The organism is Peribacillus sp. YIM B13477 (genome assembly GCF_042787955.1).
In the GTDB taxonomy this organism is placed as follows: domain Bacteria; phylum Bacillota; class Bacilli; order Bacillales; family DSM-1321; genus Peribacillus; species Peribacillus frigoritolerans.
Genome location: NZ_JBHZPD010000011.1, coordinates 21084 through 35275, shown reverse-complemented (window position 1 = coordinate 35275; position 14192 = coordinate 21084). Strand labels below are relative to the sequence as shown.

Genomic DNA, 14192 nt, shown 5'->3' with positions numbered 1-14192 from the left:
AAGATTCACTTTGGCTCTTTTTTCACTACATCTTTTGAAAGGTTTGAATGGAGATGTCAATGCATTGGCAAGAATTGCTCCCAGCTGATTCATATTTGGTCTCATCTGCGGGGCTGCTTCATGATTATGATCGGAAAATACTTACCCGACTATATCAACCTCTTATTGGACCTATCTGCATTAGCCTATATATGACGTTATGGAGTGAGTTGGAGGAAAACAGGCTATGGTCGGAAACCTCCTCGCATTATCAATTAATGAATACCATCGGCCTTAAGTTGGGTGATATTTACGAAGCGCGCCTTTTACTTGAAGGAATCGGCCTGTTGAATGTATATAAGAAATCGAAAAATGAAACGAAGGAATTCATTTATGAGTTAAACCCGCCGCTTTCACCCCAGCAGTTTTTCACGGATGGAATGCTGAATATTTACTTATACAAAAAAATCGGTAAAGCTCAATTCAACCGGTTAAAGAGGTTCTTTTGTGATGACCATATCTTAACCGATCAATATGAAGGTGTGACTAAATCTTTTGCGGAAGTATTCTCATCAGATCATTTGGACTCTTTATATGTAACGGATGAAGCGAAAAACGAATGGAAACCGGTGCCTGAACAGCAATACATCGATCGTGCGGAAGGCGTTGAGCCATCGGGGTTTGATGACTTATTCGATTTTGACCTTTTATTTGCCGGGATGAAATCCTCGATCGTGCCGAAAAAGGCTTTTACTCCTAAAATAAAAAGTACGATTGCCAAACTCGCTTTTTTATATGGCATTGATCCGCTGGAAATGCAAAAACTAGTAATGGATGCCGTTTCATTGGATGATGAGATTGACGAGGAATTGCTTAGAAAGGCGGCAAGGGACTGGTACCAGATCGAACGGCAGGCCGATATGCCTTCCCTTGTCAATCGGGTGCAGCCAATTCGTGAACGGACACAAAAAGAAGAACCGAAAACAAAGGAACAAGAGTTAATCCGTCATTTGGAGACGATTTCCCCGAGGGAGCGGCTGATGCAATTGTCTGGCGGTGCAGAGCCGTCAAGCGGTGATTTGAAAGTGGTTGAGGGCGTGATGATCAATCAAAAGCTGAATCCGGGTGTCGTCAATGTCTTGATTGAATATGTCATGCTCAAAACGGATATGAAGTTCACGAAGGGTTATGTGGAAAAGCTGGCAGGCCATTGGGCACGGCTGAAGGTCTCAACAGTCGTCGAGGCGATGGAATTGGCCAAAAATGAACATAGGAAATATCAGGACTGGGCTCAAGGAAGCAGGAATGCTGCGAAGGGCAGCCGGAAAAAGGCGATACGGGAAGAAGTGGTTCCGGAGTGGCTTGAGAAAAAAGAAGAAGCACAGCAGGAGCAGAATGCGGATCAGCCTGAATTGGATGCCCAAAAACGCGAACTTCTGGAGAAATGGAAGCTGTGGAAAGCGGGAGGTGAAATGAACGATGGAAAAGATTAATAGGTCCCTTAATAAATTGGCCAATACAAATCAATTTCAACAGCGTTATGAAAAGCTGAAACAGGAGATTTTTGAAAACGAACAAGTGCGGTTATTCATGAATGCCAACAGCTCGGCGGTCACGAAGGAAATGATTGATAAAAACTTGGGGAAGCTTTATGAGTTCACTTCACAGAGCAATAAGTGTGATAAATGTCCGAGCTTGGATGGCTGCATCAATATGATGCAAGGGTATTATCCTAAATTGGTGGTGCAAGGAAAAGCCCTGAACCTGCATTATGAAGTCTGCCCGAGGAAATTGGCAGAGGATGAAAAGCGGAAACGGGAAAAGCTGATCCGCAGCCTGTATGTACCGAAGGATATTTTAAAGGCCAGCATTGAAGACTTTACCCAAACGGATAATGAAAACAAACGCTTGTCTGTCTTAAGTAAAGCGATGTCGTTCATTATGGAATATGAGCCGGGTAAAAGGCAAAAAGGCTTGTATATATATGGGAAATTTGGTGTTGGGAAAACGTACTTATTAGGTGCGATCGCCAATGAACTTGCAAAAAGGCAAATTTCCTCCCTTATAGTCTATGTACCTGACTATTTGAGGGAACTTAAGGGATCGATAGGTGATAATACAGTCAATGAAAAAATTGAAATGGTGAAAACGGCACCTATCCTCATGCTTGATGATATTGGAGCGGAATCCATGACGAGCTGGGGACGCGATGAGGTTTTTGGTCCGATTTTGCAATTTAGGATGCTGGAAAACCTGCCGACGTTTTTCACTTCGAATTTTGACTTGAATGGCCTGGAGAACCACCTGACCTTTTCACAGCGCGGTGAGAAAGAAGAAGTGAAGGCGGCCCGGGTACTGGAAAGAATTCAATATTTAGCTGAGCCGGTCAAGCTTGATGGCGTGAATCGGAGAAGATGAAGAAAAGTGGTCTCTTAATGGAGGTCACTTTTTTCTTCTTACAAGGCCCATCCTACTTCTAAACACGTCCCCATCCCCATATACATGAAAAAAGAAGCAAGGGGGAAGGGGGGATGTCGTAGTGCAAATTTTGTTTCAAAACGATTCAGAGGCATTGAAATTACTGAATTTCGTTTCTGTCCATCCACTGGGGGCAGAATTTCAAGCATATATTCGATTTATTCCGCAACAAGGCATGCATGTGGATATGACGGAATCTTCAGGTGATGAATGGCTAATTCTGCTTCGTGATGCATTCCATTCTTTTTTATTGGAAGAAAAGACGCTTCCTGTTCTGGAGCAAATTATAGTCGGTAAATTTTTTTATAGGGAACGGGAAGAAATTGAAGCCATCATTGAAATTGCATCATCCATCATCGAGGCGGAAAGAGCCAGGAATCAAGATGGAGCATTCAGTACGGAGAAACGATTGATTGAGGAAGGACTTCAAAGCATCTTGGCTGGAAAGGTATCTTTTTCATTCGATTCTTTTACGACCTTCCGTTTAAAATCGTTTCAGCATACTTTGGAAAAGTATGTCGTCAAGGCGATTGATGAATATAAGCTGGAACAGGACTATCAAAATTTCATTGCTACGCTCCGTGATTGCCTTCAAGGGCAGGAGTCGAAATTAAGAAAGCTTCACCTGGTCAACCGGGACGGTTTTCACTTCTATGATCAGAAATTCAGCAAACTCGACCGTCCAAAAATCAATAGTATGATCGACAGGAGGCTTCTTGCCAAAAGCTCACTTTTTCTCGATACGGTGATACTTGCCCCGCTTTTATCGATTGCTCCTGAAAACTTGTGCATATATACCGATGACAAGGAAGAGGGGCTCATCCAGACCATTTCAAGGATTTTCGAAGAACGGGCGACTATCTTGCCACTTTCGTCATTTTCTATGCAGTTGAATGAACTTTCGTGGAAAAAAGAAAATTAACCTTGATTTTCACCGTATAACAAATTATAATTTCCTACATACTATTAAAAAACTAAAAGTTATGATGAGGACAAGGGTATTCTAGTCGCTGATTATCAGAGAGGGAAGCCAACAGGCTGTAAGCTTCCTATTCGCATGGAACACTTACCACCTTTAAACTTCGGCTCGGAAAGCAGGCATACTGCGAATATGAGCTGACGGGAAGCTGCCGTTACCAAGTTACAAGTGCCATTTTGCCGTGAAAAGCAAGCTGGAACGAGGGTGGAACCGCGGGTTAATGATATTTATTACTAAGCTCGTCCCTGTTTTATACAGGGGCGGGCTTTTTTGTGTTGTAATGGAATCAAAAACCTGTAATTTGTTCGAACAAATAAGAAGGAGTGAAACTGAATGTCAGAACTACTGAAAATATCTTTTCCTGACGGAGCGGTCAAGGAGTTTGCTAAAGGCACAACAACTGAAGACATCGCTGCATCCATCAGTCCTGGTTTAAGGAAAAAATCCATTGCCGGAAAATTCAATGGTGAATTATATGATTTAAAACGTCCGATTGAACAAGATGGTACAATCGAAATCGTCACACAGGACGCAGCGGATGCTCTTGAAGTATTGCGTCACAGTACAGCGCACTTGATGGCACAAGCGATCAAACGTTTGTACAAAAATGCTAAATTCGGCGTAGGGCCAGTCATTGAGGGCGGCTTTTACTATGATATGGATCTGGAGGAATCATTGACTCCTGAAGACCTTCCATTGATTGAAAAAGAAATGAAGAAAATCGTCAACGAAAACTTGGCAATCTCCCGCATCGAAGTGAGTCGTGATGAAGCGATTTCCCGTTTTAAAGAAATCGGCGACGAGTATAAATTGGAGTTGATCGATGCGATTCCTGCCGATCAGCAGGTAACACTTTATGAGCAAGGGGAATTCTTTGACCTATGTCGTGGAATTCATGTTCCATCAACTGGGAAAATCAAAGAATTCAAGCTATTGAGCATCGCTGGAGCATACTGGAGAGGCGATAGCAAAAACAAAATGCTTCAACGCATTTATGGTACGGCTTTCTATAAAAAAGAAGATTTAGCCGAACACCTGCGTTTCCTCGAAGAAGCCAAGGAACGTGACCATCGTAAAATCGGCAAAGAATTGAACTTGTTCATGAGCTCACAAAAAGTGGGGCAAGGGCTGCCGATGTGGTTGCCAAAAGGCGCGACAATTCGCCGTACAATCGAAAGATATATCGTGGACAAGGAAGAACGTTTAGGTTATGACCATGTCTACACACCTGTAATGGGAAGCGTGGACCTTTATAAAACATCCGGACACTGGGATCATTACCAGGACGGCATGTTCCCGGTCATGGAGATGGAAAACGAACAGCTTGTCCTGCGTCCGATGAACTGTCCGCATCACATGATGGTCTATAAAAACAGCATCCACAGCTACCGCGAACTGCCAATCCGGATTGCCGAGCTAGGCTTGATGCACCGCTATGAAATGTCAGGTGCCCTTTCAGGCCTTCAGCGTGTACGTGGGATGACATTGAATGATGCACACATTTTCGTTCGCCCTGACCAAATCAAAGAAGAGTTCAAGCGTGTTGTGAACCTAGTTCTGGAAGTATATAAAGATTTCGATATCAAGGATTATTCATTCCGTCTGTCTTATCGCGATCCTCAGGATACAGAAAAATACTTCGATGATGATGACATGTGGGAAAAAGCGCAAAGCATGTTAAAAGGCGCCATGGATGAGCTTGGGCTTGATTACTTTGAAGCGGAAGGTGAAGCGGCATTCTACGGTCCTAAGCTTGATGTTCAGGTGCGCACTGCCTTAGGGAAAGATGAAACGCTTTCCACTGTTCAGCTTGATTTCTTGCTTCCTGAACGTTTTGACCTTAATTATGTCGGTGAGGACGGCAAGCAGCACCGTCCGGTTGTTATCCACCGCGGCGTCGTTTCCACAATGGAACGTTTTGTCGCTTACTTGATTGAAGAATACAAGGGGGCATTCCCGACTTGGCTTGCACCTATCCAAGCACAAGTGATCCCGGTCTCACCTGAAGTGCACTTGGATTATGCGAAAGAAGTACAGGAAAAGCTTAAAGCGCAAGGCATTCGTGTCGACCTGGATACACGTGACGAGAAAATCGGTTACAAAATCCGTGAAGCGCAAATGCAAAAAATCCCGTATATGCTGGTTGTTGGAGACAATGAAGCCAAAGAAGGCAGCGTGAATGTACGTAAATACGGTGAACAAAAATCCGAAACGATCGCATTTGAAGATTTCGTTTCAGCGATTAAGGCGGAAGTGATCCGTTAATAGCAAAAAGAGGGGCACATATAGTTGTGTCCCTCTTTTTAATCATGGCATGATAAAATGAAACCATCATGTGAAAATATGTACAGCAATGAAAAGGAGGGGCAGCATGAAAAAGAAATTTACTTATCTATTCGGACCGACATTCCTTGTCATCATCATCTTTTTGTTATTGGATGATTATCGACAATATGCCATCGTCCCGGTCCTGTTTTTTTGGATAGCGCTATTTTCTTGGGACGCCATTGAGAAAAAGAAAAAGGCGAAAGAAGACTCTTAACATGTGATGGCTTCGGCCAGTATGGACTGCAACTAAAGGGGGAATGGGGATAAATGGAGATTAGAAAGGCTTCAAGGAAAGACGCGGGTAACTTGGCTGCTCTGTTCAATCATGTAGAAGATTCCGGGTATATGCTGTTTAATCCTGGGGAAAGAAAAGCTACGGCGAAACAAATGGAAAAGCAATTGGAGCAAATCGAAAAAAATCCCCCTTCCATTGTTCTCGTTTCCGCTAGCGGCAATGAGTTGAATGGTTACCTAATCTTATTGGGCAATCAAATGGGCCGAACGAGGCATTCCGCCAAAATCGTCATCGGCATCCATGAAAAGGGTAGAGGAAAAGGCATCGGTACGAAGCTATTTCAGAAAATGGAGGAGCATGCACGGACTAACGAAATACGGCGCCTGGAATTGTCCGTGATTGCAAATAACGCCCCTGCGCTTTCCTTATATCGAAAGATGGGGTTCGAAAAGGAAGGAATAAAGCGGGAATCACTGTTTTTTGATGGAAAGTATCATGATGAATATTTTTTGTCCAAATTACTTTTAAAAACGTATTGTCAAATAACTGAATGTCTGATAATATTAATTTTGTTGTAAAAAACGAATAAATTAGCATTTGACAAGTCATCAGTGTTTATGATATATTTCTAAAGTGAATTGAATACGTGTTTGAGGAAAAGAAGAAGCACCCGCTTCTCACCTGGTTGACGCAAACAATGCAGTTAACAGGTCATGATTTGATTATTTGGATCTTTCTGAATGAGTCTATCAGTGTGGGTGCAACATGCATCCACACTTTTTTATTATGATTATATCCTGTAAGCGAGTTGTGAGCGTGACCGAATTTATTCAAATATTCGTATTCGCCAATATCTTTGGAGGTGGCTAACTATTAGTAAAGACGCGATGGTAAACGAGGGCATCCGAGCCCGTGAAGTTCGTCTTATTGACCAAAACGGAGAACAACTTGGAATTAAAACGAAATTCGAAGCATTGGAAATTGCCGCTCGTGTAAATCTTGATCTAGTTTTAGTTGCTGCAAATGCAAAGCCTCCGGTAGCCCGGATCATGGACTACGGAAAACACCGCTTCGAGCAGCAAAAGAAAGACAAGGAAGCACGTAAAAATCAAAAAGTCATCAGTCTGAAAGAGGTTCGTTTGAGCCCGACGATTGAAGAGCATGATTTCAATACGAAGCTTCGCAACGGTATTAAATTCCTTGAAAAAGGCGATAAAGTAAAAGCTTCTATCCGATTCAAAGGACGTGCCATTACGCATAAGGAAATTGGTCAACGTGTACTCGTTCGTTTTTCTGAAGCATGTAAAGAAGTGGCTACAATCGAGCAACACCCAAAAATGGACGGGCGCAGCATGTTCATTATCTTAGCACCGAAAAACGAAAAGTAATTGTAAAGTAATTTGTAATGAGGAGGAATACCTTATGCCTAAAATGAAAACTCACCGCGGATCTGCTAAACGTTTCAAAAAGACTGGATCCGGCAAACTTAAGCGTTCTAACGCTTACACAAGCCATTTATTTGCTAACAAATCTACTAAGCAAAAGCGTAAGCTTCGCAAAGCTAGCCTTGTAAGCAAAGGTGACTTCAAACGTATTCGTCATATGCTAGACAACATTAAATAAGTTCGATTTATCGAGTTAAATAGGAGGGAAATAACATGCCACGTGTAAAAGGCGGTACTGTTACTCGCAAACGTCGTAAAAAGGTAATAAAATTAGCTAAAGGTTACTATGGCGCGAAACATATTCTTTTCAAAGTAGCTAACCAACAAGTAATGAAGTCAGGAAACTATGCTTTCCGTGACCGTCGTCAAAAGAAACGTGATTTCCGCAAACTTTGGATCACTCGTATCAACGCTGCAGCACGCATCAACGGTCTTTCTTACAGCCGTTTAATGCATGGCCTAAAGCTTGCTGGTATCGAAGTGAACCGCAAAATGCTTGCTGATCTTGCTGTTGCTGACGAACAAGCTTTTGCTCAATTAGCAACTGCTGCTAAACAACAATTAGACAAATAAGTCTGACTGATACAGCCACTCTCTTTTCAAGAGGGTGGCTTTTTACATATTTAAAGGAGGGAATGGAAATGCAAGGAGTATGGTTCATTGCTGCTTATATGATCATCACGAACATCATCGGCTTTGCCTTAATGGGAATCGACAAAAGGAAAGCGCGTAACGGGGAGTACCGGATCAGCGAAAAGACACTTTGGTTTTGGGCAGTCATAGGAGGAGGGACTGGGTCCTTTTTGGGGATGAAGCAATTCCGCCATAAGACGAAGCATGCCGCTTTTAAGTGGGGTCTGCCTATATTGATGATTCTTCAGATAGGCTTATTGATTAAGGTATTCATTCAATTGTAATAAGTAGCACGTATAATGTATATGCTTGTAGAAGCAGCAAAGAGTAGCTGGAGGGAGAGCATGAATGATAAATTGACACTTGTGATGAGCTACGTTCAATCTGGAAGCGTGTTTGCACCGTTGATTTTTATCACTTTTCATTTATTAAGGCAATTTTTATTCATTCCCGTCATTGTGGTTTGCGTGTCTGGAGGAGTATTATTCGGGGCAGCTTTTGGAACCATCTATTCGGTAATCGGTTTGACGCTGTCCAGCATGGCCTTTTATTTCGTGATAGGCAAATTTCCGAAAACAAAGGATAGGCTGCTGCGGCTTAAGAATAAGCTGTTTGGTAACCGAAAGCTGAACAGCCGGCAAATTGCAGTACTCAGGCTAATACCATTCATACACTTTTATTTACTGTCGCTTTGTTTATTGGAATCCAATAAAGGGCTGAAAAATTATTTTTACCTATCCTTCATGACCAATCTTCCTGTAGCATTCGTATACACGGTTTTTGGCCACTATATTGCAGATTTCAGTCCCACGCTGATCGTCATCATTTTATTATCCTTAACCTTATTGATCTATTTATTGAGAGAGAAGCAGACGGTCGTCCCCTGGAAGGAATTTTTTCGTTCAGATGATTAATATAGAGCCTTGAGTCCATTTTCCTCAAGGCTCTTCATTATGCGTGATTTTTTCAATTTTGTAAGAACTCCTTGACCGGGCTCTTCCAATCAATAACGGCATCCGGGTATTGTTTTTTTAAGGCTGCCTCGATTTTCAAGAAATCATTTCGCTTCAAGCCTTTCAGGCCTGCCACTTTTTTAGGCCAAATGAAGATGGAGATGACCTCGAAGGAGCGTTCCGTCGTCCCTAAATACTTTTCCCCTTCAAACATCACCCCGTTGTACGTCAATAAAAAATTCTTTCGTATATTGGCTGTATCGTCGAGCAGAAAGAATTTTTTCTGTTCATGTGCCAGCTCTAATTTTCTTTTCGGATTAAATAGGTATTTAATGACTGTATAGATTAAGAAAATGATGAGAGCCAAAAGAATGAACCGCATGATCAATACCATGGAGATACCTCCTTAAACAGAGTGATTCCCTTTCATTTACGTATGGGTTTTTAATAAGTTTCATTTATTTGATATAATTTAGGGGAAGACGAAGGAAAGAAGTGATGAAAATGAACATAAGTAAATTAATGGAAATGCAGGCGGCTTTGGATGAGCATATACAGTCCAAGCATGATTTGGGTGCGGAAGACTTGGTGGAACGAAAGATACTTGCTCTTTTAGTGGAGCTTGGAGAGCTTGCCAATGAAACAAGATGTTTTAAATTCTGGAGTCTTAAAGGACCCTCTGATAAAGAAACGATTTTGGCTGAATATGTGGATGGCATTCATTTCATTTTGTCACTCGGGATCGAACGGGGTTTTGTACCGGAAGTTCCATCTGCCCTAAAGTTCCATCAGGAGGATTTGACGGTTCAATTTACTTCCATTTACGGCTACATCAGTGAATTTCGCACACAGCTGACAGAGTCATCTTACCAAAAGGTTTTTACTGCGTATTTACATTTAGGGGAGTTGCTCGGATTTTCGGCAGCGGATGTGGAAAAAGCATATGTAAGCAAAAATGAAGTCAATTACGAAAGGCAAAAGCAAGGCTACTGATTGTTTATGAAATCGATTGTCTGTATAATTATTCTTGTAATGTAAGTTATAAGGAGGTAAGGGAATGGCTCAATTGGATGAAACGTTAAAGATGCTTGCTGACTTAACGGATGCTAAAGGCATTGCAGGAAATGAAAGTGAAGTAAGAAAAGTGATGACCGAATACATAACACCATTTGCGGATGAAATATCGACAGATGGCCTGGGAAGTTTGATCGCCAAGAAAACGGGAGATGAAAACGGACCGAAAATCGTCGTTACCGGGCATATGGACGAAGTCGGTTTCATGATCACCCAAATTGATGATAAGGGATTTTTGCGTTTTCAGCCGGTAGGGGGCTGGTGGTCCCAGGTAATGCTGGCCCAGCGCGTGACGATCGTTACGGGTAAAGGTGATATAACGGGCATTATCGGTTCCAAGCCGCCACATATCCTGTCAGCGGAAGCGCGGAAGAAGCCGATTGATATTAAGGATATGTTCATTGATATTGGTGCATCCAGCAAAGAAGAGGTTAAGGAATGGGGCGTCAAGCCGGGGGATATGGTTGTGCCATATTTTGAATTCACGGTTATGAATAATGAAAAGATGCTGCTCGCCAAAGCCTGGGACAATCGAATTGGCTGTGCAATCGCCATTGATGTGCTTAAACAGCTGAAAGACAGCGACCATCCTAACATAGTTTATGGAATTGGCGCAGTGCAAGAAGAGGTCGGCCTGCGTGGCTCCAAAACATCCACATTCAAAATTCAGCCGGATATCGGTTTTGCCGTCGATGTCGGCATTGCTGGTGATACACCGGGGGTTTCCGAAAAAGAAGCGATGAGCAAGATGGGGGAAGGCCCGCAAATCGTCATCTATGATTCATCGATGGTGGCACATAAGGGATTACGCGATTTCGTCACCGACACGGCTGATGAAATGAATATTCCTTATCAATACGAATCGATTCCGGGCGGCGGGACAGATGCCGGCTCCATCCATTTAACGGCAAATGGTGTTCCCGCCCTGGCGATCACGATTGCCACACGCTACATTCATTCACACGCAGCAATGCTTCACAGGGATGATTATGAGAATGCAGTTAAGCTCATTGTCGAAGTGATTAAACGACTCGATCGCGAAGCGGTTGACCGGATCATTTACGAGTAATATAGTAAGTTAAAAATGGAGAGGCCTAATATAGGTCCTCTCCATTTTCTTTTTTCTACTTGTCTTCGACGATTATATAGACGGCTTTGATCGGTCCATGGACGCCGACGACTAGGTCCATTTCGATATCAGCCGAATTGCTCGGCCCTGTTATGAAATTGATGCAGGAAGGAACGACTTCGCCCCGGGTAACCTTTGAACGGATGGCCGCAGCAGCCTGGGTCATTCGCGGAACGATGGTGCTTTTTGGAATGATGGAAACATGGCAGGAAGGAAGGAAGCTGATGGAACGGCCGTGGTCCTTGTCGCTGAACAAGACGACGGTCGCTGATTCTGCTAGTGTCATCTCACTGAATGTGATTCCGATGTTAGCACTTTCTGCTTTTTCGATATTTTCATTCCCGGCTTGGTGATCCCATATATGGACATCATTTTCCTTTAAGATGCCCTCTAACCCATACTCGGTAAATCGACCGTCCTTAGGGATGATCACGGGTCCGTTTCCAAGTTCCTCGATCACCTTTGTTAAGCAATGCACCACTTGCTTGGAGTCGGTAACGTGAAATTGAGTATGCACCCGTTTACATTGCTCCTTCAATTCCGCGACAAGATCATTTTGTGTCGCATGTTTCAAAACTTCTTTTTGGGGGGCGTGCTTCCATTCCGGAACGGAGATGCCTTCCGTAATAGGAGCCCTTCCCAGGTTTTTGGCTATATTGTTTAAAAATGCCCCTTCATTATGGATGGTTCCATTCATGATGGTTTCCCTCCTTTTTCCCGATTTTTGAACCAGTCCCGAAAGCTCTCTTTCCCTGGAGCAGGGAACTCGCGGCTTTCTGTCCAAGTTTTGAGCGGTCCCGGGCCTTTCGAGATGATATCCCCCGTTTTAAAAGGTGACATCGCTGATGGGGCCATTTTGGAGCCGAATTTATAAAGCATAGGCGATGCCGCACCAATCCCAAAGGCCTTCATGGCCATCTTTTCTGAAAACGGCGCCATTTTTTCCTTTTCAACGATGACTTCACGATGCTTCCTCAGTAAATCATGGAGAGGAATCTTTACCGGACAGGCATCTGTACAGGCTGCACAAAGAGTGGAGGCATACGGCAGTTCCTTGAAATCATCATATCCTCCGAGTAAGGGTGAAAGCACAGCGCCGATTGGTCCGGGGTAAATTGAACCATATGAATGACCGCCAACCTGGCGATAGACCGGGCAGACATTTATACAGGCAGCACAGCGAATGCATTGAAGAACGGATTGAAACTCAGTTCCTAAGATGGAGGAGCGTCCATTATCCACGATCACTAGGTGAAACTCCTCGGGTCCGTCTACATCACCTTTATCACGCGGACCGGTAAGTGCGGTGATGTAACTGGTCAATCTTTGACCGACAGCGCTTCTTGTCAATAAGCTGACAAGGACTTCGAATTCATCGAATGTAGGTACAAGCCGTTCCATTCCCATCACGGTGATTTGCGTTTTTGGGAGGGCAGTGACCAAATCGGCATTTCCTTCATTCGTCACCAATCCTATCGAGCCCGTTTCCGCAATCGCAAAATTACAGCCGGTAATGCCCACATCGGCGCTTAAGAAATCTTTCCGCAAAATGCCCCGCACATGGGCGGTAAGCTCTTCCGGTTTTTCGGTTTGCGTATAGGCAAGCTTTTCTTTAAAAACATCCCTGATCTGTTCTTTATTTTTATGGAGCGCAGGTGCGACGATATGGGAAGGGGGATCATGATCATCCACTTGTAAAATGTATTCTCCAAGGTCCGTTTCAACGACATCGAGGCCAACTGCCTCAAGGGTTGCATTCAAATTGATCTCTTCCGTGACCATCGATTTGGATTTAACGACCTTTTTGGCATTCTTTTTTACAATGACATCCTTAATGTAGCCGCTTGCTTGTTCAGCGGTTTCAGCGAAGAAGACATGACCGCCCCTTTTCGAAACGTTTAGGGCAAGCTGGTGCAAATAGAAATCAAGGTTACTGAGCACATGCTGCCGGATTTCTTCCCCAAGGGAACGCCAATCCTCCCAGCTTCCCAATTCATCAACGGCAGTCAGCCGCCGTCCGTGTAATCGTTCTTGGGCACTGGATACGGCCAATCGCATAAAGTCATTATGTATTCCTTCATCCACCCGGTCTTTAAATTTGGCAGAGCTGGTTTTCATAGCCATAAGTTTTTCCCTCCTCGCTTTCTTTAAATGCTATTCAGGACTTCCGCAATGTGAAGGACTTTCACAGGTTGCCCCTTCCTTTGGATCCGTCCGCCGATATTCATCAAACATCCTGCATCCCCGCCGATTAAAAAGTCGGCACCGGTTTCTTCAATATTGCATACCTTCTCCTCGACCATTTGTCCGGAAATGTCACCCATCTTAACCGAAAAGGTCCCCCCGAACCCGCAGCAGTTTTGGGCATCCGGAAGTGGTGTCATTTCCAGCCCCCTGACATGGCTTAATAAAATGGCAGGTGCTTCCTTCACCTTAAGCAGCCGTGTCATATGGCATGAAGTATGATATGTGGCCTTTCCCTTGAGGGTAGCCCCAACGTCGGTCACTTTTAAGACATCCACGATGAATTGGGACAATTCATATGTTTTAGCCGCTAATGATGCCGCTTTCTTTTCCCATACGGCATCACCTTTGAAAAGTACCGGATATTCCTTGAACATCGCTGCACAGGAACCGGAAGGGGTTACGACGTATTCAGCATCCGCGAACGTTTTAATCATCTTTTTCATGGCTTCCTTCGATTCCTTCGTATACCCGCTATTATATGCCGGCTGTCCGCAGCATATCTGGGACTCCGGGAAATCGATCTCACAGCCTAATCTCTCGAGTAGCTCCACTGTCGCTTTGCCGACATTGGATTGAAACAAATCCACTAAACATGTTGCAAAGAGAGTAACTTTCAATCTGAATTCCTCCTTTTTCAAAATAGGTTAACAGGTCATCTGATGACTAGAAAGTGGAAAAAGGAAATGGCTAAGAGAAGATACCAATTTCCAAG

Annotated in this window: 17 protein-coding genes and 1 other annotated feature; of the genes, 13 read left to right on the top strand and 4 right to left on the bottom strand. The window is 43.6% G+C overall.

Going from position 1 to position 14192, the window contains the following annotated elements:
• Nucleotides 1-59: 59 nt before the first annotated feature.
• From ACFX4H_RS23310 to ACFX4H_RS23260, 11 genes are all read left to right on the top strand, one after another.
• Entirely contained in the window at nucleotides 60-1472 is a 1413-nt protein-coding gene (locus ACFX4H_RS23310) for a replication initiation and membrane attachment family protein (protein WP_309138933.1), read from the top strand.
• Nucleotides 1459-2397: a primosomal protein DnaI gene (dnaI, locus tag ACFX4H_RS23305; RefSeq protein WP_063590462.1), complete on the top strand. Its 939-nt coding sequence runs from the start codon at nucleotides 1459-1461 to the stop codon at nucleotides 2395-2397. The genes ACFX4H_RS23310 and dnaI overlap by 14 nt, the downstream gene beginning before the upstream one ends.
• Nucleotides 2398-2518: 121 nt before the next feature.
• Entirely contained in the window at nucleotides 2519-3379 is an 861-nt protein-coding gene (gene ytxC / locus ACFX4H_RS23300) for a sporulation protein YtxC (RefSeq protein ID WP_230136773.1), read from the top strand.
• A gap of 390 nt (nucleotides 3380-3769) precedes the next feature.
• Nucleotides 3770-5701, top strand: a complete 1932-nt coding sequence (gene thrS / locus ACFX4H_RS23295) for a threonine--tRNA ligase (protein WP_249598656.1) — start codon at nucleotides 3770-3772, stop codon at nucleotides 5699-5701.
• A gap of 106 nt (nucleotides 5702-5807) precedes the next feature.
• Entirely contained in the window at nucleotides 5808-5978 is a 171-nt protein-coding gene (locus ACFX4H_RS23290; RefSeq protein ID WP_161784856.1) for a hypothetical protein, read from the top strand.
• A 53-nt stretch (nucleotides 5979-6031) separates the two neighbouring features.
• On the top strand, nucleotides 6032-6577 hold the full coding sequence (locus tag ACFX4H_RS23285; protein ID WP_377436352.1) for a GNAT family N-acetyltransferase: 546 nt from the start codon (nucleotides 6032-6034) through the stop codon (nucleotides 6575-6577).
• A gap of 74 nt (nucleotides 6578-6651) precedes the next feature.
• Nucleotides 6652-6788 (top strand) — a sequence feature (ribosomal protein L20 leader region).
• 98 nt (nucleotides 6789-6886) lie between these two features.
• The gene (infC, locus tag ACFX4H_RS23280) at nucleotides 6887-7387 is read left to right on the top strand and encodes a translation initiation factor IF-3 (RefSeq protein WP_034309072.1); all 501 of its coding nucleotides are present in this window, start codon (nucleotides 6887-6889) and stop codon (nucleotides 7385-7387) included.
• 34 nt (nucleotides 7388-7421) lie between these two features.
• Nucleotides 7422-7622: a 50S ribosomal protein L35 gene (rpmI, locus tag ACFX4H_RS23275; protein ID WP_034309070.1), complete on the top strand. Its 201-nt coding sequence runs from the start codon at nucleotides 7422-7424 to the stop codon at nucleotides 7620-7622.
• Between the two features lie 35 nt (nucleotides 7623-7657).
• Entirely contained in the window at nucleotides 7658-8017 is a 360-nt protein-coding gene (rplT, locus tag ACFX4H_RS23270; protein ID WP_034309067.1) for a 50S ribosomal protein L20, read from the top strand.
• Nucleotides 8018-8085: 68 nt separating this feature from the next.
• On the top strand, nucleotides 8086-8361 hold the full coding sequence (locus ACFX4H_RS23265) for a DUF1294 domain-containing protein (protein ID WP_057276692.1): 276 nt from the start codon (nucleotides 8086-8088) through the stop codon (nucleotides 8359-8361).
• A 60-nt stretch (nucleotides 8362-8421) separates the two neighbouring features.
• Entirely contained in the window at nucleotides 8422-8991 is a 570-nt protein-coding gene (locus ACFX4H_RS23260; RefSeq protein ID WP_377436351.1) for a TVP38/TMEM64 family protein, read from the top strand.
• Nucleotides 8992-9043: 52 nt separating this feature from the next.
• Here ACFX4H_RS23260 and ACFX4H_RS23255 read toward each other — a convergent pair whose 3' ends face one another.
• Nucleotides 9044-9424 carry a hypothetical protein gene (locus ACFX4H_RS23255; RefSeq protein ID WP_034309060.1) on the bottom strand — a complete coding sequence of 127 codons (381 nt, stop codon included), beginning with the start codon at nucleotides 9422-9424 and terminating at the stop codon, nucleotides 9044-9046.
• Between the two features lie 110 nt (nucleotides 9425-9534).
• On the opposite strand from ACFX4H_RS23255, the gene ACFX4H_RS23250 reads away from it, so the two are divergent.
• Complete coding sequence (locus ACFX4H_RS23250; protein ID WP_328138637.1) at nucleotides 9535-10023, top strand: dUTP diphosphatase; 489 nt, start codon at nucleotides 9535-9537, stop codon at nucleotides 10021-10023.
• 64 nt (nucleotides 10024-10087) lie between these two features.
• Nucleotides 10088-11173, top strand: coding sequence for a M42 family metallopeptidase (locus ACFX4H_RS23245; RefSeq protein WP_241634828.1), 1086 nt, complete (start codon nucleotides 10088-10090; stop codon nucleotides 11171-11173).
• A gap of 55 nt (nucleotides 11174-11228) precedes the next feature.
• Here ACFX4H_RS23245 and ACFX4H_RS23240 read toward each other — a convergent pair whose 3' ends face one another.
• From ACFX4H_RS23240 to ACFX4H_RS23230, 3 genes are read right to left on the bottom strand one after another with little or no spacing between them, the layout of a single operon-like run.
• Nucleotides 11229-11933 (bottom strand): LutC/YkgG family protein, encoded by a 705-nt coding sequence (locus ACFX4H_RS23240; protein WP_217349299.1) that lies wholly within the window; start codon nucleotides 11931-11933, stop codon nucleotides 11229-11231.
• Nucleotides 11927-13357 (bottom strand): LutB/LldF family L-lactate oxidation iron-sulfur protein, encoded by a 1431-nt coding sequence (locus tag ACFX4H_RS23235; protein ID WP_377436350.1) that lies wholly within the window; start codon nucleotides 13355-13357, stop codon nucleotides 11927-11929. Before ACFX4H_RS23235 ends, ACFX4H_RS23240 begins: the two co-directional genes overlap by 7 nt.
• Before the next feature lie 23 nt (nucleotides 13358-13380).
• A complete protein-coding gene (locus tag ACFX4H_RS23230) occupies nucleotides 13381-14097 on the bottom strand; it encodes a (Fe-S)-binding protein (RefSeq protein WP_057276687.1) in 717 nt (238 codons plus the stop codon).
• Between the last annotated feature and the right edge of the window lie 95 nt (nucleotides 14098-14192).